This window comes from Kluyvera sichuanensis, from assembly GCF_040930405.1.
Classification (GTDB): Bacteria; Pseudomonadota; Gammaproteobacteria; order Enterobacterales; family Enterobacteriaceae; genus Kluyvera; species Kluyvera sichuanensis.
The window spans coordinates 3,669,927-3,690,447 of record NZ_CP162271.1; the positions used below are offsets into that span (position 1 = coordinate 3,669,927).

General features: G+C 54.8%; 19 protein-coding genes. 7 read left to right on the forward strand and 12 right to left on the reverse strand.

Annotation, left to right across the window (positions count from 1 at the left end; genetic code table 11):
* From AB2B48_RS17670 to dnaA, 10 genes are all read right to left on the reverse strand, one after another.
* Entirely contained in the window at positions 1–1,227 is a 1,227-nt protein-coding gene (locus AB2B48_RS17670) for a DUF3748 domain-containing protein (protein ID WP_368299742.1), read from the reverse strand.
* Positions 1,228–1,291: 64 nt separating this feature from the next.
* Entirely contained in the window at positions 1,292–2,404 is a 1,113-nt protein-coding gene (locus tag AB2B48_RS17675) for a DUF4056 domain-containing protein (RefSeq protein ID WP_368299743.1), read from the reverse strand.
* An 8-nt stretch (positions 2,405–2,412) separates the two neighbouring features.
* Complete coding sequence (locus AB2B48_RS17680) at positions 2,413–3,519, reverse strand: BamA/TamA family outer membrane protein (RefSeq protein ID WP_368301978.1); 1,107 nt, start codon at positions 3,517–3,519, stop codon at positions 2,413–2,415.
* A 20-nt stretch (positions 3,520–3,539) separates the two neighbouring features.
* Complete coding sequence (locus AB2B48_RS17685) at positions 3,540–4,538, reverse strand: hypothetical protein (RefSeq protein ID WP_368301979.1); 999 nt, start codon at positions 4,536–4,538, stop codon at positions 3,540–3,542.
* Between the two features lie 201 nt (positions 4,539–4,739).
* Positions 4,740–5,552 carry a sugar-phosphatase gene (gene yidA, locus AB2B48_RS17690; protein WP_185668149.1) on the reverse strand — a complete coding sequence of 271 codons (813 nt, stop codon included), beginning with the start codon at positions 5,550–5,552 and terminating at the stop codon, positions 4,740–4,742.
* 121 nt (positions 5,553–5,673) lie between these two features.
* Positions 5,674–6,075, reverse strand: coding sequence for a YidB family protein (locus AB2B48_RS17695; RefSeq protein WP_123650970.1), 402 nt, complete (start codon positions 6,073–6,075; stop codon positions 5,674–5,676).
* Between the two features lie 136 nt (positions 6,076–6,211).
* The gene (gene gyrB / locus AB2B48_RS17700; RefSeq protein ID WP_368299744.1) at positions 6,212–8,626 is read right to left on the reverse strand and encodes a DNA topoisomerase (ATP-hydrolyzing) subunit B; all 2,415 of its coding nucleotides are present in this window, start codon (positions 8,624–8,626) and stop codon (positions 6,212–6,214) included.
* A gap of 28 nt (positions 8,627–8,654) precedes the next feature.
* Entirely contained in the window at positions 8,655–9,728 is a 1,074-nt protein-coding gene (recF, locus tag AB2B48_RS17705) for a DNA replication/repair protein RecF (protein ID WP_220440788.1), read from the reverse strand.
* A complete protein-coding gene (gene dnaN / locus AB2B48_RS17710; protein WP_035896448.1) occupies positions 9,728–10,828 on the reverse strand; it encodes a DNA polymerase III subunit beta in 1,101 nt (366 codons plus the stop codon). The genes recF and dnaN overlap by 1 nt, the downstream gene beginning before the upstream one ends.
* 4 nt (positions 10,829–10,832) lie before the next feature.
* Positions 10,833–12,230 carry a chromosomal replication initiator protein DnaA gene (gene dnaA, locus AB2B48_RS17715; protein WP_185668152.1) on the reverse strand — a complete coding sequence of 466 codons (1,398 nt, stop codon included), beginning with the start codon at positions 12,228–12,230 and terminating at the stop codon, positions 10,833–10,835.
* A 776-nt stretch (positions 12,231–13,006) separates the two neighbouring features.
* On the opposite strand from dnaA, the gene rpmH reads away from it, so the two are divergent.
* The 5 genes from rpmH (at position 13,007) to mnmE (ending at position 16,835) form a co-directional block, all read left to right on the forward strand.
* Positions 13,007–13,147 (forward strand): 50S ribosomal protein L34, encoded by a 141-nt coding sequence (gene rpmH, locus AB2B48_RS17720; RefSeq protein WP_003849659.1) that lies wholly within the window; start codon positions 13,007–13,009, stop codon positions 13,145–13,147.
* Between the two features lie 17 nt (positions 13,148–13,164).
* Entirely contained in the window at positions 13,165–13,524 is a 360-nt protein-coding gene (gene rnpA / locus AB2B48_RS17725) for a ribonuclease P protein component (RefSeq protein WP_034881900.1), read from the forward strand.
* On the forward strand, positions 13,488–13,745 hold the full coding sequence (gene yidD / locus AB2B48_RS17730; RefSeq protein ID WP_015703903.1) for a membrane protein insertion efficiency factor YidD: 258 nt from the start codon (positions 13,488–13,490) through the stop codon (positions 13,743–13,745). Before rnpA ends, yidD begins: the two co-directional genes overlap by 37 nt.
* Before the next feature lie 2 nt (positions 13,746–13,747).
* Positions 13,748–15,394, forward strand: a complete 1,647-nt coding sequence (yidC, locus tag AB2B48_RS17735; protein WP_185668153.1) for a membrane protein insertase YidC — start codon at positions 13,748–13,750, stop codon at positions 15,392–15,394.
* A 76-nt stretch (positions 15,395–15,470) separates the two neighbouring features.
* Positions 15,471–16,835 carry a tRNA uridine-5-carboxymethylaminomethyl(34) synthesis GTPase MnmE gene (gene mnmE, locus AB2B48_RS17740; protein WP_333497948.1) on the forward strand — a complete coding sequence of 455 codons (1,365 nt, stop codon included), beginning with the start codon at positions 15,471–15,473 and terminating at the stop codon, positions 16,833–16,835.
* 132 nt (positions 16,836–16,967) lie between these two features.
* Here mnmE and AB2B48_RS17745 read toward each other — a convergent pair whose 3' ends face one another.
* The gene (locus AB2B48_RS17745; RefSeq protein WP_368299745.1) at positions 16,968–17,255 is read right to left on the reverse strand and encodes a hypothetical protein; all 288 of its coding nucleotides are present in this window, start codon (positions 17,253–17,255) and stop codon (positions 16,968–16,970) included.
* A gap of 14 nt (positions 17,256–17,269) precedes the next feature.
* Entirely contained in the window at positions 17,270–17,938 is a 669-nt protein-coding gene (locus tag AB2B48_RS17750) for a hypothetical protein (protein WP_368299746.1), read from the reverse strand.
* A gap of 406 nt (positions 17,939–18,344) precedes the next feature.
* Here AB2B48_RS17750 and AB2B48_RS17755 point away from each other — a divergent pair, with 406 nt between their 5' ends.
* Together AB2B48_RS17755 and yidZ are read left to right on the forward strand one after the other, a co-directional pair.
* The gene (locus AB2B48_RS17755; RefSeq protein ID WP_368299747.1) at positions 18,345–19,526 is read left to right on the forward strand and encodes an MFS transporter; all 1,182 of its coding nucleotides are present in this window, start codon (positions 18,345–18,347) and stop codon (positions 19,524–19,526) included.
* On the forward strand, positions 19,495–20,454 hold the full coding sequence (gene yidZ / locus AB2B48_RS17760) for an HTH-type transcriptional regulator YidZ (protein WP_368299748.1): 960 nt from the start codon (positions 19,495–19,497) through the stop codon (positions 20,452–20,454). The genes AB2B48_RS17755 and yidZ overlap by 32 nt, the downstream gene beginning before the upstream one ends.
* The last annotated feature ends 67 nt before the right edge of the window (positions 20,455–20,521 follow it).

Below are 20,521 nucleotides of genomic sequence, written 5' to 3' on the forward strand. Positions count from 1 at the left end.
TCAGCGGTGGGTTTCGGTCATCCATAGCTGGCGGAAGCCAGCCACCTCTTCCATCCAGGCAATATGCTGACCATCAGGCGAGAAAACTACCGCATCCGCCGACGGTGGATTTGCGTGATCTGCCGTTAAAAAGGTCACCACACCAGACGCGGCATCGCACATTGCAATACGCCCCTCCAGCACAAACCCCAGCCCGTTTCCTGACGGATGCCAGTTGAACGCCGATTGGATATCCGACGTATTGCGCGTCAACTGACGCGGTTCGCCGCCTTCTGGCGCAATAAGCCACAGCTGCACCACGCCGCTATCATCGCGCATCAGAAACGCAATCTGCGTCCCCTGCGGGTTACTCCGCACCCAGTGGCGCGGCACGTTCACCAGCCCAGGAAAAGCGCGTTGATGGGTAAAGGTCAGCCGTTGCTGACGAACGCCTGCAGGCGGCGCAGGCAGCGTAGTTGCCGTTCCGGATAGCGGCGCACTCCCCGCCCGTTTCCAACCTGCCTCGTCGCGCGGCAGCGCGACCAGAAACAGCTCCGGCACTTTCTCACCGGTAAGTGAAACGGTATCGCCGATAAAGGCCAGCGCGGAAGAGCCAACCCAGCCTTCTTCGTAGGCCCGGTTGATCTCATCGCTGCCGGGTTGCGGTTGCGCCGTCGTCTGGCTCACCAGCACGCACCAGTGGCTGCCGGCATATTCACGTGGATGCTGGCCGCTCGGCGTGACCGGGCCATAGGGTGCCGCCACGCCCACGTTGCGCTGATCCAGCGCCGGGTTGTATTCGTGCATCACGTGATCGTTGTAGGTAAAGCTGACGAACTGCCCGCATGGGCTGTAGACGTGAACGTGGCTGCCGCCGCGCAGCGCGCCGGGGGTATAGGGAGAGGTGATATCCATCGCATCCAGGTTTTGAGTTTTCCCCAGCGAGGTGACCACGCCGCGACGATGGTGAAAATCGTACTGCCACTGGGCGTCCGGGTTTTCCGGGCCGTGGATAAACACGTATCGTTCTTCAGACGGGTGCACCGTGACCACGCCGACGTGCGCGCCTTCATTCGCACGATAAACCACCTCAACATCACCGCTATGTACGTTCACGCGTTCAATGGTTTCACCGGTAAACGAGGCGCCAGACGGGCGGACATCGAAGACCAGCCACTGACTGTCCGGCGTCCAGGTTCGGGTATTAGTAAGCTGATGCTGGCGCGGCGCAAAGGTGATTTGTTTCATGACGGAGTCCCGGTAGAAAGATACCGCCTCTTTTTACCACGCGGGGGCGCGAACCCATAAGCCTTTAGCGGCGGAGTTGAGCATCCGCCTGCTGCGCGCTGGCCGCCAGAGCAGAAAAATCCTCCGCGGTGTAGTAACGCGCCGGTGGCGGAAGTTGCTTCATAGACGCGCCCGGCCATAGCTGCAGTTGCCCAAGGTCGGCAAGGTTGATGCCCTGCCAGCGATGCGGCAGCGTCAGGCGCTGCGGCACGCTCTGCTCGCCCGGTACACGCGTTGGCAGACGATTGTCGCCCATCTGGAAGTTACGATGCAGCACCAGGTATTTCTCCGGGACACGACGCTGGCTGTTCCACCAGCGGCCGTCAAGCATATCGAAATGGAAGCGGGTCATCGATGGGGGCTGAGCGCCCAGATGCATGAGCGCCTGGCTGAGCGCCGTGCCCATCGCCGCATTGTAGACGCCCTGGGAAACGGTCTGTCCGTCGAGGATCAGCGAGACGGCTAAGCGCGCGCCTAGCAGGTTTGAGTAGAGATCTTCCGGCGAAAAGGCGGAAACCCCCTCCGAAAAACCGGGAACGGATTCAAAACCGTACCATTGGGCAATTTCGTGCCACTCCGCAACCTGATACGCCAGATGCGCCGCAAGCCAGGCGGCGAGCGTGTAACGTTCAGCGGGATCGGTGGGGGGAGTAAACGCCGTAAAGGCCAGACGACGCTGTGCCAGCTCGCTCTCCAGATCGAGCGAAAACGCCTGCCCGAGCCGCGGCAGCAGCTGGCTAAAGATATAAACCGTCATATCCGCCGTATCGCGGACGTGGGCGGTATCAATGAAACCACCGCGAGCGGTGTAGAGGATGCCGTTATTCTCACCGCTCAAGCCGGTCAGATTCTCCAGACCAGCCAGCATCTTATCGTTGTACTGATGTTGCCCCAGATGGCTGGCATAGGCCACGTTATCCAGCTGGTAGAACGGTACCGGCATGCCCAGCAGCTCTGCGTGCAGGTTGTAGCCAAAGGCGCAGCACGGACGGAGCCCTTTTGGCAGCGGCTGCGGCGGCATGGCGGGCCAGGCGCTGCTGGCCTTTGAAGTAGCCTGAGTAGCTAAATCCAGCGCTACCGGCAGCGCGGCGTAGACCTGCGTCACGGCGCACAGCGCCAGCAGCGATATTGTTTTCACCCACGCCTTCAAAATGCTTCTCCTACCTGAAAGTAAAAACCGCTGCTGCCTTTGCCAATACCGTAATCCAGCCGGACGTTCACGCGCGGCTTGAACTCAAAACGATAGCCAACGCCCGCCGAGGGCAGCCAGCGTCCATCGTCCAGCGCGTGGAACGAGGGCCCCATGGTGCCCGCCCCCAGCCAACCGACGATGCCGTGCCGCCAGTCGAGCTTACGGCGGTACTCCAGTTGACCGCTGACGACGTTTTTATCCCGGTAGCGGCCTTCGTAGTAGCCGCGCATCCGCTGATTGCTGCCGAGCAGCGGCATCATTGTCCAGGGAACATCTCCCTGGGTAAACGCGCCATCCATCTCCCACGCCAGCACGTTGTTGTCGTCCAGCGAGTGATAGCGGCTGTAGTGAAGCTGGTATTCATCAAAGCGGGTATCGCTGCCGACATCTGGGGTAAAGCGGGTGTAGCGGAGATCGGCGTACTGCCCTTTGCGCGGATTAGGGACGAAATCGCGGTCGTCCCAGCTGAGATCAACGCTGCTACCGGAGCTCAACACCGACGCGCCCTGGGCGGTATCGTTGATTTTTGGCGGATCGTTATCGTCTATTTGCGTCGCATGCTGGGCATTCAGCGACCAGCCAATACCCAGATAAACGTTCGGTGCCAGCTGTCGGTACAGCGTCGGGCGCAGGTCGAGATCCTGGGCGGTATACTGCGCTTTCTTACTGTCTTTATCTCCCGCGCTGAAGCCCTGTCCCCAGTAGTAGGTCGGGGTGTCAGTCAGGGAGCCATCAAGGAAGAAACGCCAGCGATCGTCGGCGAAAAAAGCGTAATTCTGCATCGTAACGCCAAATGCACCGGTCGAACTGAAGTAGCCGCTTAGCGTCAGCGTTGAGTTCTGGCTGACCGTATCATGAGGGTCGGGGCGGTACATACCCACCACCGCCGTGCCCACGCCGAGCCCTAGTTCCGGGGTGTAAAATGGCCCCGGCATCACGCCCCAATCAATGCCTTTGCTGGCATCAAAGTTATCGCTAGCCCCCAGCGTTTTCAGCCAGCCGTCAACTTCGTCGCGAGTCGGCAGCGCCGCCTGCGCGACGCCGGTGAGCAAGCTAAGCAGAAGAAAGAGGGCGAGGCGGATCAAAAGCGGTACTCTCCGGCCACAAAGAAGCTATTGCGGTCAGCAAAGCCGATTTCGGTAGTGACGTTGAAGTTGCGGGTTAACTCATACTGCGCACCCACCAGCACGTTCCAGGGGGACTGCAGATGCTGTTTGACATCGAATCGGCCATTGCCTTTATCAGCTTTATCAACCATCCATTGAAGCGCTGGAGAAGGCATCGTCAGATCGCTCAGATTCCCTTTAAACTCCTGCTGCACGTCCTGATACATGGTGCCCACCCACAGGTTTAACTTACCGGAAGGCAGATGCAGGGTATCGATGCCCGGCGTGTTAAAACGGTAGCCAATACGCGGAGAAATAGTGAACGCGTCGATGCTGCCATCCAGAATATCGAACTGCGTCTGGGTGTAGTTGGCGTCGAAGGCGGTAAACCAGTTGCCGACGCCGCCAACCAGCGTGGTGCCGATGCCGTAGGTGGTGCCTTTAAAGTCGAGCTGGAAGGCCAGGTTCTGCAGTTGGTTTTTATACTTTGGCAGCAGTGGAATGGAGTGCCCATTTGGCCCAAGCACATCAACACCAATCTGCGAAACGGAATGCCCGTCGGTATACCCCACCAGGCCATATACGTTCATAAACGGCAGCAGCCAGGCATCCAGCTTTACCGTTTCGGTTTTGCTTCTTTCGCGGGTATTGCCCACGTTGATTTTAAAGGCGTTATCTAGCGACTGGCCCTTCAGAGACAGTCCATTAAAATTGATACTATCTACATCAATATTCTGCCGGATATTCATGTAGTTAATATTCACGCCGAACGGTAATGGCAGCGCATAACCACGCTTACGCGCTTCGTCGCCTAAGAAGGGCAAAACGGAGTGGCTTTCTTCTGGCGCAGCGGCCACAGGTTTCGCAGGCAAAGGGGTGACCTGACTATCATCCTGATAGCCATAAAGCGGTGTCAGCGTCGAGTCAGAATCCGTCGCAGCCCAGGTCTGAAAAACCGTACAGGATGACATCATCAGCACCAGACGGATGCGTTTGTTGATCATAAAAGAAACGTATTTACAGGCAGATCTGCCCGGAGATAAAAGAGGGGGGAGAGTAAAGAAATTACGGACTAATTTGGGGGACTTCCGTGCGGTTTCACACCTGATAATACAATAACAAGTTTGCAAACAATCTTAAGGTTAGTGCCCGGACGATGCCGGGCAACGGGAAAATCAGGACAGGACGTACTTTTCAATCGCCCAGGCAACGCCGTCTTCCAGGTTTGATTTAGTGACGAAGTTCGCCGCTTCTTTCACCGCCGGAATCGCGTTATCCATCGCCACGCCAACGCCCGCGTATTCAATCATCGCGATGTCGTTTTCCTGGTCACCGATGGCCATCACCTCTTCCGCCTTGATGCCCAGCACATCGGCCAGCGACTTCACGCCGGTACCTTTGTTCACGCGCTTATCGAGGATCTCGAGGAAGTACGGCGAGCTTTTCAGCACGGTGTATTTCTCTTTGACTTCCGGCGGGATACGGGCAATCGCTTTATCCAGAATGGCCGGCTCATCGATCATCATCACCTTGAGGAATTCGGTTGCCGGGTCCATTTTTTCGGCTTCGCAGAAGACCAGCGGGATGGTGGCGATAAAGGATTCGTGCACGGTGTAGTAGCTGATATCACGGTTCGCGGTGTACAGCGTATTGCGGTCCAGCGCGTGGAAGTGGGAACCCACTTTGCGCGACAGTTCTTCCAGGAAGCGGTAGTCATCGTAGTTCAGCGCGGTCTGCGCCACGGTGCTGCCGTCGCCGGCTTTCTGCACCAGCGCGCCGTTATAGGTAATGCAGTAATCTCCCGGCTCATTCATCCCCAGCTCTTTCAGGTAGCTGTGCACACCGGCGTACGGACGCCCGGTGGTCAGGACCACGTTAACCCCTTTTGCACGTGCTGCAGCCAGCGCATTTTTTACCGCAGGAGAAATAGTGTGGTCCGGTAACAGCAATGTTCCGTCCATGTCGATTGCAATAAGTTTAATAGCCATGAGATCCCCAGGTTAGATGAGTCTGTTCTCATGCTAACTCGGTTTAGCTCAAAAAACAGTAGCCAACCGCGCTTAAAACGGGGATACAACGCAAGAAGCGTGCTCCCCTTTTGCCGCATCGTTAACCGAAGAGCTTGCCGCCTTTCAGCAGATCCATGCCCGCTGACAGCAAATCGTTATGCGCCTGCGGGTCCACTTCGCCTTTTGGCGACAGCGCATCGACGATTTTCGGCAGATATTCCGCCAGCATCGTTGAGGCAGAACTGGCATCGGTGCCCAGCTTTTCCCCCAGATCCGACACGGCGGGCGCGCCAAGCGCCGAGACGACCTGGTCACTGCTAATCGATTGATTACTCTGTTGATTGCTTATCCAGGATGAAACAATGTCACCAAGCCCGCCGCTTTGCAGCTTCTCCAGCAGCGCCTGAATCCCGCCCTGCTCGTTTACCCAGCTCAGGATAGCCTGATATTTACCCGCATCGCCGCTGAGCAGCGAGCCTACGACATCATCAAAAAGCCCCATATTTCCACCTCAGAATGACGGTTAAGAGAAGACGTAGAGAAGTATAGTTCGTGGGGGACAGGCATAAAAAAACGCCTGAAAAAATTCAGGCGTTTTTGGCGTTGGTTTTCCGGCATTGGCCGGTCGACCACACGGATTAGATATCGATGTTCGCCGCTTTCAGGGCGTTTTCTTCGATAAAGGCACGACGCGGCTCAACGGCATCACCCATCAGGGTGGTGAACAGCTGGTCAGCGGCAATCGCATCTTTCACGGTTACGCGCAGCATGCGGCGGCTGTCTGGATCCATGGTGGTTTCCCACAGCTGATCCGGGTTCATTTCGCCCAGACCTTTATAACGCTGGATAGCCAGACCACGACGGGACTCTTTCACCAGCCAATCCAGCGCCTGCTCGAAGCTGGAAACCGGCTGACGGCGTTCGCCACGTTCGATGAACGCATCTTCTTCCACCAGGCCACGCAGTTTCTCGCCCAGCGTGAAGATACGACGGTATTCGCCACCGTTAACGAACTCGCTGTCCAGCACGTAGTCGGTATCTACGCCGTGGGTACGGACGCGAATAATCGGCTCGAAGTGCTGCTGTTCAACGTTGTGCTGAATATCAAACTTCCACTGGCTGCCGTGCTGTTCTTTTTCGTTCAGCTCGGTCACCAGCGCGTTCACCCAACGCGTCACTTTCTGTTCGTCGGACAGGTCAGCTTCCACCAGCGTTGGCTGATAGATAAGCTCTTTCAGCAGCGCTTTAGGGAAGCGACGTTCCATACGGTTGATCATTTTCTGGGCCGCGTTGAACTCGGCAACCAGTTTTTCCAGCGGCTCACCCGCTAACGCTGGTGCGCTGGCGTTGGTGTGCAGGGTTGCGCCATCAAGCGCGATGGAGATCTGGTACTGGTCCATCGCTTCATCATCTTTGATGTACTGTTCCTGCTTGCCTTTTTTCACTTTGTACAGCGGCGGCTGTGCAATGTAGACGTGGCCACGTTCAACGATTTCCGGCATCTGACGATAGAAGAAGGTCAACAGCAGCGTACGAATGTGCGAGCCGTCGACGTCCGCATCGGTCATGATAATGATGCTGTGATAACGCAGTTTGTCCGGGTTGTACTCGTCGCGACCGATGCCGCAGCCCAGCGCGGTAATCAGCGTGGCGACTTCCTGAGAGGAGAGCATCTTGTCGAAGCGCGCTTTCTCCACGTTGAGGATTTTACCCTTCAGCGGCAGAATCGCCTGGTTCTTACGGTTACGCCCCTGCTTCGCAGAGCCGCCCGCTGAGTCCCCTTCCACGAGGTACAGTTCAGACAGCGCCGGGTCGCGTTCCTGACAGTCTGCCAGTTTGCCCGGCAGGCCAGCGAGGTCCAGCGCGCCTTTACGGCGGGTCATTTCACGGGCTTTACGCGCCGCTTCACGCGCACGTGCCGCGTCGATAATTTTGCCGACCACGATTTTCGCGTCCGACGGATTTTCCAGCAGGTATTCGCTCAGCAGTTCGTTCATCTGCTGTTCTACCGCCGTTTTCACCTCGGAGGAGACCAGTTTATCTTTGGTCTGAGAGGAGAATTTCGGATCCGGTACCTTCACAGAAACCACCGCAATCAGGCCTTCACGGGCATCATCACCGGTGGCGCTGACTTTCGCTTTTTTGCTGTAGCCTTCTTTGTCCATGTAGGCGTTCAGGGTACGAGTCATCGCCGCACGGAAGCCTGCAAGGTGAGTACCGCCATCACGCTGTGGAATGTTGTTGGTGAAGCAGTAGATGTTTTCCTGGAAGCCATCGTTCCACTGCAGCGCAACTTCGACGCCGATACCGTCTTTTTCGGTGGAGAAATAGAAGATATTCGGGTGGATTGGCGTTTTGTTCTTGTTGAGGTACTCAACGAACGCCTTGATGCCGCCTTCGTAGTGGAAATGGTCTTCTTTACCGTCACGCTTATCGCGCAGACGAATAGAGACGCCGGAGTTCAGGAACGACAGCTCGCGCAGGCGTTTTGCCAGGATCTCGTATTCGAACTCGGTGACGTTGGTGAAGGTTTCGTAGCTCGGCCAGAAACGCACCATAGTACCGGTTTTTTCGGTATCGCCGGTCACGGCCAGCGGTGCCTGCGGCACGCCGTGCGCGTAAATCTGACGGTGAATTTTGTTATCGCGCTGGATAACCAGTTCCAGCTTCTGGGACAGGGCGTTAACTACGGAAACACCCACGCCGTGCAGACCGCCGGAGACTTTATAGGAGTTATCGTCGAACTTACCGCCTGCGTGCAGAACGGTCATGATGACTTCCGCAGCAGAAACGCCCTCTTCCGGGTGAATACCGGTTGGGATACCACGGCCGTCATCCTGTACGGAAACGGAGTTATCGCTGTGAATAGTCACAACGATATCTTTGCAGTAACCAGCGAGCGCTTCGTCGATAGCGTTATCCACAACCTCAAATACCATGTGGTGCAGACCGGTGCCGTCATCCGTGTCGCCGATATACATACCCGGGCGCTTACGCACCGCATCCAGCCCTTTCAGGACTTTGATACTGGAGGAGTCATAAGAATTCGACATCAACGTTTCTCGCTCATTTAAACTTGGGTTAATCCGTTATTTTACCCTTTTCCACGTTAAACATCTTCGAATTTTCGTCCGACATGTCCAGAACGTGTTCAGCGCTGATCGCGCTGACGAAAACCTGAGACTGTGTAGCTTTTAAACGGCTGGCCAGCAGGCCACGCCGCGCGTCATCAAGTTCCGAGGCAAAATCATCTATCAGGTACAGGCAGCGTCTCCCGCTTTCGCGAGTTAAAAACTCGCCCTGTGCCAGGCGTAGCGCGCACATCAGCAGCTTAAGCTGCCCGCGCGATAAGGTGTCTTCCACCGGCGCGCCGTCGGCGCGAATGCGGAAGTCCGCCTTGTGTGGGCCGTGTGCCGTGTAGGTCAGCATACGGTCGCGTTCGAAGTTTCTCTCCAGCACTTCGGCATAGTCAGTTTCTTTTTCCCAGCCGCGCTGGAAGGAGAAGGTCAGAGAGAACTCCGGGAGAAATTGTTTGCAGGTATCCGCCATATCTTCGGCGATACCGGCGCTGTATTCCGCGCGCCAGCGGCTGATTTGCTCGGCCAGTGGGATAAGTTCCATATCCCACGGACGAAGCTGCGCGTAGCGGCTCACCTGGCGCAGCGCGGCGTTGCGCTGCTTGAGCAACCGCTTCAGGTTGCTCCAGGCGTTGAAGAATCCGGCTTCGTTGTGGAAGCATCCCCAATCAAGGAACGCTCGTCTATATTTGGGGCCGCCGTTGAGTAAAGTAAACCCCTCAGGCGTAATCAGCTGCATCGGCATCAGCAGCGCCAGTTCGGCCACTTTATGGCCGTCGGTACCGTCGATGCGCACCTTGCTGTCGCCCTGCTTGTCTTTGGTCAGACCGATAGAGGTTTCACGCTCCGCGCCCTGTAGGCGACCGTGCAGGACAAATGATTCCTGCTCGTGGCGGATAACGCGGCCAATCTGCAAACTGCGAAACGCCCGGCCATGGCCGAGCGTATAGATGGCTTCCAGCACGCTGGTTTTGCCGCTGCCGTTAGCGCCAACCAGGAAGTTAAAGCCAGGAGATAACGCGAGATCCGCGTTTTCGATATTGCGAAAATCGCGGATCAACAGGCGGGAGAGCGACATTACAGTCTCATTGGCATAACAACATAGGCAGCCGACTGTGATGCGGCATCTTCAATCTGTACGCTCGATACGGAATCGGTCAGCAGAATGCGCACGTTCTCGCACTTCAGCGCATTCAGAACGTCCAGCACGTAGCTGACGTTAAAGCCGATTTCCAGCTCGGTGCCCGGGTAGGAAACATCCAGAATTTCTTCTGCTTCTTCCTGCTCTGGGTTGTTAGCGGTAATTTTCAGCTGGTTTTCGCTGACAAACAGGCGCACGCCGCGGAATTTCTCGTTAGAGAGAATCGCCGCGCGGGCAAAGGCCTGCTTGAGAATATCGCAGCCGGCTTCCAGATGTTTGTCCGGATTCTTCGGCAATACGCGGCGATAATCCGGGAAACGGCCATCAACCAGCTTGGAAGTGAAGATAAAGTCACCGACGTGCGCGCGGATGTTGTTGCTGCCGATCTGCACGCGCAGCGGCGTATCGCCACCGTCGAGCATACGCATCAGCTCAATCACCCCTTTACGCGGCACGATCACCGAATGGCTCGGCAGCGATTGCCCGATAGGCATGGAGCAGACCGCCAGACGGTGGCCGTCGGTGGCTACGGTACGCAGTTCTTCACCTTCGGTTTCGAACAACATGCCGTTTAAGTAATAACGAACGTCCTGATGCGCCATCGAGAACTGAGTGGCTTCAATCAGGCGCTTCATGGTCGCCTGCGGCAAGGTGAACTCAACCTCGCTTTGCCAGTCGTCCAGGTTCGGGAAGTCGGCAGCAGGCAGCGTAGAGAGCGAGAAGCGGCTACGGCCAGAACGCACCAGCATACGGTCGCCTTCCAGCTGTACAGCAATCTCAGCACCTTCCGGCAGGCCACGGCAAATATCAAAGAATTTACGCGCCGGAACGGTAGTCGCGCCCGGTTCATGTGCCTGCAGCAGCGCCACGCGCGCTACCATTTCCATTTCCAAATCGGTACCGGTCAGCGACAGCGTGCCGTCCGCGACCTGCAGCAGCAGGTTACCCAGAATCGGCAATGTCGGACGCCCGCCTAACGGGCCACTCACCTGTTGTAACGGTTTTAATAAATGTTCACGTTCTACGGTAAATTTCATAGGATCACGACGACAATGTTCTGATTAAATTGGAAAAGTCTTCTTTGATATCGTGGCTTTCTTCACGCAGCTGTTCAATCTTACGGCAGGCGTGCAGCACGGTGGTATGGTCACGGCCACCAAACGCATCGCCAATCTCCGGCAGACTGTGGTTGGTGAGTTCTTTCGCCAACGCCATCGCCATCTGGCGCGGACGCGCTACCGAACGAGAACGTCGTTTGGAGAGCAGATCCGCGACTTTAATTTTGTAGTACTCCGCCACCGTCTTCTGAATATTGTCGATGGTGACCAGCTTTTCCTGCAGCGCTAACAGGTCGCGCAGCGCTTCGCGCACGAAATCGATGGTGATCGCCCGGCCGGTAAAATTGGCGTTGGCGATAACGCGGTTCAGCGCCCCTTCAAGCTCACGCACGTTAGAGCGTAGACGCTTGGCAATGAAGAACGCCACCTCGCCAGGCAGACGAATATCGTTTTCGTCGGCTTTTTTCATCAGGATAGCGACGCGGGTCTCAAGCTCAGGTGGCTCAATGGCCACCGTCAGGCCCCAGCCAAAGCGGGACTTCAGACGATCTTCTACACCGTTGATCTCTTTCGGATAGCGATCCGACGTGAGGATGATCTGCTGATTACCTTCCAGCAGGGCGTTAAAGGTGTGGAAGAACTCTTCCTGAGAGCGCTCTTTGTTGGCGAAGAATTGAATATCATCGATCAGCAGGGCATCCACTGAACGATAGTAGCGTTTAAACTCTTCGATCGCGTTGTTTTGCAGGGCTTTTACCATGTCCTGGACAAAGCGCTCGGAGTGCATATACACCACTTTCGCGTTCGGTTTGCGGGCGATAATGCCGTTGCCCACCGCGTGCAGCAGGTGCGTTTTACCGAGACCGGTGCCGCCGTAGAGGAACAGAGGGTTATAGGCGCCGCCAGGGTTGTCTGCCACCTGACGCGCCGCCGCGCGGGCCAGCTGGTTCGACTTACCTTCAACGAAGTTATCAAAGGTGTGCTTAACGTTGACGTTAGAGCGATAGGAAGGCTCGGCAGGCGCCGGGACGTTATCCCATCCTGCACGCGGTGCCGGGGCAACGCGCGGGGTATGAACCTGGGCCATCTGGGCCGGGGCGCTGACGTTCGCCGTCTCTCTTAAGGTCTGGGTGACGGGCTTAGTGCCAACCTCAAAGCGCAGCTGCGGGGCATCAGAACCGCAGAAATCATTCAGCAGGCCGTTGATGTTATTGAGGTATTTATCTCTAACCCAATCAAGTACGAAACGATTTGGCGCATACAGTGCCAGCGTGTTATCGCTTAGTTCCGCCTGCAATGGGCGGATCCACATGCTGAATTCTGTGGCTGGTAACTCATCCTGCAATCGGGCAAGACATTGCTGCCAAAGCGAAAGTGACACGGCGGACTCCACTCGAAAAAAGTCGATACACATCATCCTCCAGGCAAACCTGCAGGCTACCTCTGACGATCCTGCCGCCAGTGAAACTGAATACTGTCGGGGACTCATTCAGTTGCTGCATAGATGCAGCCCGAACAATGCTGTGTATAAGATTAAAAATTCGTGATTTTTGGCACACGTCGAAAAGACCCGATGCAAGCGGGTGACGTGCGAACCGCTATCTGCGGTTTTCAACGGCGCCCTTCAGACGCGGTGCTGAAATGACGCGGTTACTTTCCCCTTTTACGATCCACCGATCGCGATCGGGCCGAGGATCATAGCGTAAACTGCGCCAGAGATCTTCTGTTTCTCACAGATTCTTCCCGATTTATCCACAGGTGGATCCGGCAAGCGCTAAGTGTAAACGATCCCGATAAAGAGAAGGCACGATTTCCTTCGCATATTGGAAAAATTAATGACTAGCGACAAATTTCTGCTTAAATGATCTAACAAAGATCCAGGATGATCCTTGCGCTTTAATGGGCAGGCCGTATAATCCCCCACCCGGCATGTTCTGCGCGAATTTTGGTGAAGGACGCTGCTCATTTACCGGGCGAAAAACTGCGGTGATACGTGGTTTTTTACGCGGTAAATAAGGAAAGAGAATTGACTCCGGAGTGTACAATTATTACAATCCGGCCTCTTTAATCACCCATGGCTTCGGTGTCCATCGTTCGATTTTCGTTCGGATATCCAATAAAGCCATTGAATTTATTCAAGTTTAGGTAGAAATCGCCATGAAACGCACTTTTCAACCGTCTGTACTGAAGCGCAACCGTTCTCACGGCTTCCGTGCTCGTATGGCTACTAAAAATGGTCGTCAGGTTCTGGCACGTCGTCGTGCTAAAGGCCGTTCTCGTCTGACCGTTTCTAAGTAATAAAGCTAACCCCTCGAGTGGTTAAGCTAGCATTTCCCAGGGAGTTACGTTTGTTAACTCCCACTCATTTCACATTCGTCTTCCAGCAGCCACAACGGGCTGGCACGCCGCAAATCACCATTCTCGGCCGCCTGAATTCGCTGGGGCATCCCCGTATCGGTCTCACCGTCGCCAAGAAAAACGTCAAACGCGCACATGAACGCAATCGGATTAAACGTCTGACGCGTGAAAGTTTCCGTTTGCGTCAGCATGAACTCCCGCCAATGGATTTCGTGGTGGTGGCAAAGAGAGGGGTTGCCGACCTCGATAACCGTGCTCTCTCGGAAGCGTTGGAAAAATTATGGCGCCGCCATTGTCGCCTGGCTCGCGGGTCCTGATAGGCCTTATCCGGGTCTATCAGCGCCTGATTAGTCCGCTACTCGGGCCGCATTGTCGTTTCACGCCAACCTGTTCTCAATACGGAATTGAGGCATTGCGCAGGTTTGGAGTGATAAAAGGCAGTTGGTTGACAGTGAAACGCGTATTAAAATGCCACCCTTTACACCCTGGTGGTGACGACCCCGTCCCGCCTGGACCATTTGATACCAGAGAACACTAACGATGGATTCGCAACGCAATCTCCTTATCATCGCTTTGTTGTTCGTGTCTTTCATGATCTGGCAAGCCTGGGAGCAGGATAACAATCCTCAAGCCCAGCAGCAGACCACGCAGACTACGACCACAGCAGCGGGTAGCGCCGCAGACCAGGGCGTACCGGCCAGTGGCCAAGGGAAACTGATTACGGTTAAAACTGATGTGCTTGAGCTGACTATCAACACTCGCGGTGGTGATATTGAGCAAGCGCTGCTTCCGGCTTACCCGAAAGCGCTGAAATCTGACGAACCGTTCCAGTTACTGGAAACCACCCCACAGTTTGTCTATCAGGCACAGAGCGGCTTAACCGGTCGTGATGGCCCGGATAACCCGGCTAACGGCCCGCGTCCGCTGTATAACGTCGATAAAGATGCGTTTGTGATGGCCGATGGCCAGAACGAAATCGTCATTCCGCTGACCTATACCGATAAAGCAGGCAACGTCTTCACCAAAACCTTCACCCTGAAACGCGGTGATTATGCGGTGAACGTCAGCTATGACGTGAAGAACGCCAGCGAGAAACCGCTGGAAGTCTCTACCTTCGGTCAGCTGAAGCAGACGGCAGCACTGCCAACCAGTCGCGATACACAGTCTGGTGGCCTGTCTACAATGCACACCTTCCGTGGCGCAGCGTACTCAACGTCTGATTCGAAATACGAAAAATATAAATTCGATACCATCGTTGATAACGAGAACCTGAACACCAACACCAAAAACGGTTGGGTTGCCATGCTGCAGCAGTACTTCACTACTGCATGGGTTCCACAGAACAACGGTACCAATAACTTCTACACCGCTAACCTCGGTAACGGCGTAGTGGCTATCGGCTACAAATCTCAGCCGGTTCTGGTACAGCCAGGTCAGGCAGATAAACTGCAGAGCACCCTGTGGGTCGGCCCAGCAATTCAGGATAAAATGGCTGCCGTTGCGCCGCACCTGGACCTGACCGTTGACTACGGCTGGCTGTGGTTCATCTCTCAGCCGCTGTTCAAACTGCTGAAGTGGATCCATAGCTTCCTGGGTAACTGGGGCTTCTCCATCATCGTTATCACCTTTATCGTTCGTGGCATCATGTACCCGCTGACCAAAGCGCAGTACACCTCCATGGCGAAGATGCGTATGCTGCAGCCTAAGATTCAGGCAATGCGTGAGCGTCTGGGCGACGACAAACAGCGTCAAAGCCAGGAAATGATGGCCCTGTATAAAGCGGAAAAAGTTAACCCACTGGGTGGCTGCTTCCCGCTGATTATCCAGATGCCAATCTTCCTTGCGCTGTACTACATGCTGAGCGCCTCGGTTGAACTGCGTCATGCGCCGTTTATCCTGTGGATCCACGACCTGTCTGCACAAGACCCGTACTACATCCTGCCGATCATCATGGGCGCGACGATGTTCTTCATTCAGAAGATGTCTCCGACGACCGTGACCGACCCGATGCAGCAGAAGATCATGACCTTTATGCCGGTCATCTTCACGGTGTTCTTCCTGTGGTTCCCATCTGGTCTGGTGGTGTACTACATCGTCAGCAACCTGGTCACCATCATTCAGCAGCAGCTGATTTACCGTGGTCTGGAAAAACGTGGCCTGCATAGCCGCGAGAAGAAAAAATCCTGATTCGGTTGAGCACGAGCTAAAATGGAAGGCGGTCGAATGACCGCCTTTTTTTATTGCGACACAGTAGAGACAAACCATGAGCCAAAACGACACTATCGTCGCCCAGGCCACCCCACCGGGACGCGGTGGTGTGGGCATTCTGCGCATCTCCGGCCTGAAGGCGAGAGATGTCGCGCAGGCGGTGCTGGGCAAACTGCCTAAACCGCGCTACGCCGATTACCTGCCGTTCAAAGACAGCGACGGCAGCGCGCTGGATCAGGGCATTGCGCTATGGTTCCCAGGCCCAAACTCGTTCACCGGTGAAGACGTGCTGGAGCTTCAGGGCCACGGTGGCCCGGTGATCCTCGACCTGCTGCTAAAACGTATTCTGACGCTGCCGGGCGTGCGCATTGCCAACCCCGGTGAGTTTTCCGAACGCGCATTTTTAAATGATAAGCTCGACCTGGCTCAGGCAGAAGCCATTGCCGACCTGATCGATGCCAGCTCTGAACAGGCAGCACGCTCCGCGCTGAACTCGCTTCAGGGTGCCTTCTCGGCACGCGTTAACCACCTTGTGGAAGCCCTCACTCACCTGCGCATCTACGTTGAAGCGGCGATCGACTTCCCGGACGAGGAGATCGATTTCCTCTCCGACGGTAAAATCGAAGCGCAGTTGAATGCGGTGATGGGCGATCTCGACGCCGTGCGCGCCGAAGCGCGTCAGGGCAGCCTGCTGCGCGAAGGGATGAAGGTGGTGATTGCTGGCCGCCCGAACGCCGGGAAATCGAGCCTGTTGAACGCCCTGGCGGGCCGTGAAGCGGCTATCGTCACCGACATCGCAGGTACCACCCGCGACGTGCTGCGCGAACATATCCACATTGACGGCATGCCGCTGCATATTATCGATACCGCCGGTCTGCGCGATGCCAACGATGAAGTTGAGCGTATCGGCATCGAGCGTGCCTGGCAGGAAATTGAGCAGGCCGACCGCGTGCTGTTTATGGTCGACGGCACCACCACCGACGCCACCGACCCTGCTGACATCTGGCCGGACTTTATCGCCCGTCTGCCGGCAAACCTGCCGATCACCGTCGTGCGTAACAAGGCCGATATCACCGGCGAAACGCTGGGGCTCAGTGAAGTAAATGGCCACTCACTTGTGCGTCTCTCCGCGCGTACCGGCGAAGGCGTCGACGTGCTGCGTAACCATCTCAAACAGAGCATGGGCTTCGAAAACAACATGGAAGGCGGCTTCCTGGCACGTCGTCGCCACCTGCAGGCGCTTTCCGATGCCGCCGAGCACCTGGAGCAGGGTAAAGCCCAGCTGCTTGGCGCCTGGGCCGGAGAGTTGCTGGCAGAAGAGCTGCGCCTGGCGCAGCAGAGCCTGAGTGAGATCACCGGGGAATTTACCTCCGACGATCTGCTCGGTAGGATTTTCTCCAGCTTCTGTATTGGTAAGTAAGCCATCAAACCCGAATTAACCTGCTGTTAATTCGGGTTTTCTTTTTCACCACCCGCTTGATGTTGCAAGAGGGGAAGGTGTAAAGCGCAAGATAATTATGTAGATAATAGTTTGTAAAAACCTAAATAAGCCTTACTTAATGAAAAAAAACAGAAATGCAAATGCTGTCATGATTCCTGTACCCCATTTCCACTCCCTGGATTTTTCAAAATAAAAAAAAGCGCCTTGAGCTATAACGATAAGTGATAGTATTAACCCACTAAAAACCCTCCCATTATCACTACTATTATTGAGTGAACCTTGAGGAAGTGCCGATTCCATATCGTATACAACATCATATTTATCCACCATAGATAAATAAATCAGCACAATACAAATAAGATAAAAAACAACAAACACTATTCTAATTAAATTATTCATGCAATAATAACCCTTTACCAGATAAGCTTGTTAAAATATTGCCAGTTTTTGACAATAAAATCGCCATAGCGCATATCTTTCTTTATACTTTCCAGACTTGGGTTTGTGCCCCGATTATATCTAGTGCCAATAACTTTAATATCATTAATATTTAGTCTGGATGGTAACTTGTCATAATCGGCAAGCTGGCGTAAATGCATAGCTGCGAGGGTAATATTATAGGTGTCTTTTTCAAGGCACTGCGACAGTGAACGAAGTTCTGATGTGCTCATCTTATCGGCATTAAGCCCCATCGTTTTAGCAGCCGTACGCAATTGCATACTGACAAACCCAAACGACGTTTTAGCTGGCGAAGAGGTTACTGTGAAATTACGATCGATATAGACCGGTCCACTCCAATCTATGGAACGAACCTCAAAAGCAAAGCGATCTACAATATTTGGATCGCCGCCCACCTCAATCCAACAGACACCAGCAAGAAGTTCTGGTGGGAGTTGATAGCGGAGGGCAACAGCCCTGATAAGCGAGCTATGTTTTTTGACCCAAGAGTCTTTAAAACCTCTGGCGTAGGATCTGCCACCGCCGAATCTGTCAGGAATAACTTTCCAGCGGAATACATCCAGAAAAGTCCATGAAGGTGATTTAGTCATCACCTTGCATTGTCCAAAGTTACGCATATCCATATAAAAAACCTCCGTTGTTTTTACTTCAACACCCCATAAAACCGATAATTAACTTTAAAAATTCGACTTTGATAATATTATAGCAACGCTAAAATTTTCTCACCAACATACATTCTCATATCTAATATAAAACCTGCAGTTATATTTTATACAATATAAAACATCCACATATAATCGCAAAATAACATGTGGAAATAAAACTAAATAGGTAGGTAAATAACATTTTTTACGTGTGTCTGGATTATATTTCGGCTGACAAACATATATTCTGGGGCTTACCTGTCGCTGAAACGGGCAAGAGCCTGGAAGTAAATTTCCTCACAGGAAATTACTGTTGTCCAAATGGCAACTCGTGTCATCGCACGCGCCCCAGTATGCTGAGCGCCACATTCCTCGTGAGGTCGCCATGACACGCTTTCTCGTCTGCTGTTTTGCCCTGGTTTTACTCTATCCCGCCGGTATTGATATGTACCTGGTGGGATTACCGCGTATCGCCGCTGATTTACAGGCCAGCGAAGCGCAGTTGCACATTGCGTTTTCGGTCTATCTGGCCGGGATGGCAACCGCGATGCTGTTCGCCGGGAAGGTGGCGGACCAATCTGGCCGCAAGCCGGTAGCGATTGTCGGGGCGCTGATCTACATCGCCGCTTCCGCGATCTGTTCGCTGGCGGAGAGCGGCACGCCCTTCCTGGTGGGGCGTTTTATTCAGGGGATCGGGGCTGGCTGTTGCTACGTCGTGGCGTTCGCTATCCTGCGCGATACGCTCGACGATCGCTTGCGGGCCAAGGTGCTGTCGCTGCTTAATGGCATCACCTGCATCGTGCCGGTACTCGCACCGGTGCTGGGGCACCTGATTATGCTCAAATACCCGTGGCAGAGTCTGTTCTACACGATGATTGGCATGGGGGTGGTGGTCTGCCTGCTGTCGGTGTTTGTGCTGCGAGAATCGCGCCCGGCGACGCTACCTGCTTCGGCAGGCCATACGCCGGGAGCCGAGTCGTTGATAAATCGCTTTTTCCTCAGCCGTCTGGCGATCACCACGCTGAGCGTGTCGGTGATCCTCACCTTTGTGAACACCTCGCCGGTGCTGCTGATGGAGGTCATGGGCTTTGACCGTGGCGAATATGCCACGACCATGGCGATGACCGCAGGCGTCAGCATGGCGGTGTCATTCTCAACGCCGTTCGCTCTGAGCCTATTTAAACCCCGCACTCTCATGCTGGCATCGCAGGTGCTTTTTCTGGCGGCGGGGATTGTGCTCACGCTTGCCGGTACGCACGCCGTTACGCTCTTCGGGCTGACCTTAATTTGCGCAGGGTTCTCGGTAGGCTTTGGCGTCGCCATGAGTCAGGCGCTGGGGCCATTCTCGCTGCGGGCAGGGGTTGCCAGTTCGGCGCTGGGTATTGCTCAGGTCTGCGGTTCGTCGCTGTGGATATGGCTGTCGGCCATTCTGGGTCTTGATGCGCTGAATATGCTGATCGGGATTCTGATTGGCTGTAGCATAGTGTGCATACTGCTGATTATCTCAGTGGCTCCTAACCGGTCTGCGCCAACACATGAAGAAGCCCCTCTCCAGTCTCGATCTTAATTTACTGCTATGCCTGCAGCTTCTGATGCAGGAGCGCAGCGTTACCAAAACCGCCAAACGGATGAACGTCACGCCGTCGGCGGTCAGTAAGTCGCTGTCGAAGCTGCGAGCCTGGTTTGACGATCCGCTGTTTGTGAACACCCCGCTTGGGCTGACGCCGACACCGCTGATGGTCAGCATGGAGCAAAGCCTGGCCGAGTGGATGCAGATGGGCAATCAGCTGCTGGATAAACCGCATCACGAAACGCCACGCGGGCTGAAGTTCGACCTGGTCGCCGAAACACCGCTGGTGATGATCATGTTCAACCAACTCTCCAGCCAGATTTATCAGCGCTACCCGCAGGCGACCATCAAAGTGCGTAACTGGGACTATGATTCGCTGGACGCGATTATTCGCGGTGAAGTCGACATCGGCTTCACCGGGCGTGAAAGTCATCCCCGCTCACGCGAGCTGCTGAGCCTGCTGCCGCTGTCGATAGACTACGAGGTGCTGTTTACCGATCTGCCCTGGGTCTGGCTGCGTGAGGACCATCCAGCGCTTCAGGAAGAGTGGAATCTGGAAACATTCCTGCGCTACCCGCACATCAGCATCTGCTGGGAGCAGAGCGATACCTGGGCGCTGGACGACGTATTGCAGGAGATGGGACGCGAGCGTCATATCGCGCTCAGCCTGCCGGGCTTTGAACAATCGCTGTTTATGGCCGCCCAACCGGATCACCAGATGATCGCCACCGCGCCGCGCTACTGCCAGCATTATAACCAACTGCACAACCTACCTTTAGTGCCTCGCCCGCTCCCGTTTGATACCGTGCAGCGGGAAAAACTGCAGGTGCCGTTTACCCTACTCTGGCATAAACGAAATAGTCACAACCCGAAAATTATTTGGCTCCGTGATACCCTCAAAGCCTTATATCTCGCTGTTTCCTGACTCATTATTCGTAAAAATAATACGTTTCAGTTAGGGCGAAGTGTAAAAGTCGCGTAATACCCCTTTT

Coding starts and splice junctions, on each gene's coding strand:
- AB2B48_RS17670 (WP_368299742.1), bottom strand. CDS start 1,227: ATGAAACAAATCACCTTTGCGCCGCGCCAGCATCAGCTTACTAATACC.
- AB2B48_RS17685 (WP_368301979.1), bottom strand. CDS start 4,538: ATGATGTCATCCTGTACGGTTTTTCAGACCTGGGCTGCGACGGATTCT.
- yidA (WP_185668149.1), bottom strand. CDS start 5,552: ATGGCTATTAAACTTATTGCAATCGACATGGACGGAACATTGCTGTTA.
- AB2B48_RS17695 (WP_123650970.1), bottom strand. CDS start 6,075: ATGGGGCTTTTTGATGATGTCGTAGGCTCGCTGCTCAGCGGCGATGCG.
- gyrB (WP_368299744.1), bottom strand. CDS start 8,626: ATGTCGAATTCTTATGACTCCTCCAGTATCAAAGTCCTGAAAGGGCTG.
- recF (WP_220440788.1), bottom strand. CDS start 9,728: ATGTCGCTCTCCCGCCTGTTGATCCGCGATTTTCGCAATATCGAAAAC.
- dnaN (WP_035896448.1), bottom strand. CDS start 10,828: ATGAAATTTACCGTAGAACGTGAACATTTATTAAAACCGTTACAACAG.
- rpmH (WP_003849659.1), top strand. CDS start 13,007: ATGAAACGCACTTTTCAACCGTCTGTACTGAAGCGCAACCGTTCTCAC.
- yidD (WP_015703903.1), top strand. CDS start 13,488: ATGGCGCCGCCATTGTCGCCTGGCTCGCGGGTCCTGATAGGCCTTATC.
- yidC (WP_185668153.1), top strand. CDS start 13,748: ATGGATTCGCAACGCAATCTCCTTATCATCGCTTTGTTGTTCGTGTCT.
- mnmE (WP_333497948.1), top strand. CDS start 15,471: ATGAGCCAAAACGACACTATCGTCGCCCAGGCCACCCCACCGGGACGC.
- AB2B48_RS17745 (WP_368299745.1), bottom strand. CDS start 17,255: ATGAATAATTTAATTAGAATAGTGTTTGTTGTTTTTTATCTTATTTGT.
- AB2B48_RS17750 (WP_368299746.1), bottom strand. CDS start 17,938: ATGGATATGCGTAACTTTGGACAATGCAAGGTGATGACTAAATCACCT.
- AB2B48_RS17755 (WP_368299747.1), top strand. CDS start 18,345: ATGACACGCTTTCTCGTCTGCTGTTTTGCCCTGGTTTTACTCTATCCC.
- yidZ (WP_368299748.1), top strand. CDS start 19,495: ATGAAGAAGCCCCTCTCCAGTCTCGATCTTAATTTACTGCTATGCCTG.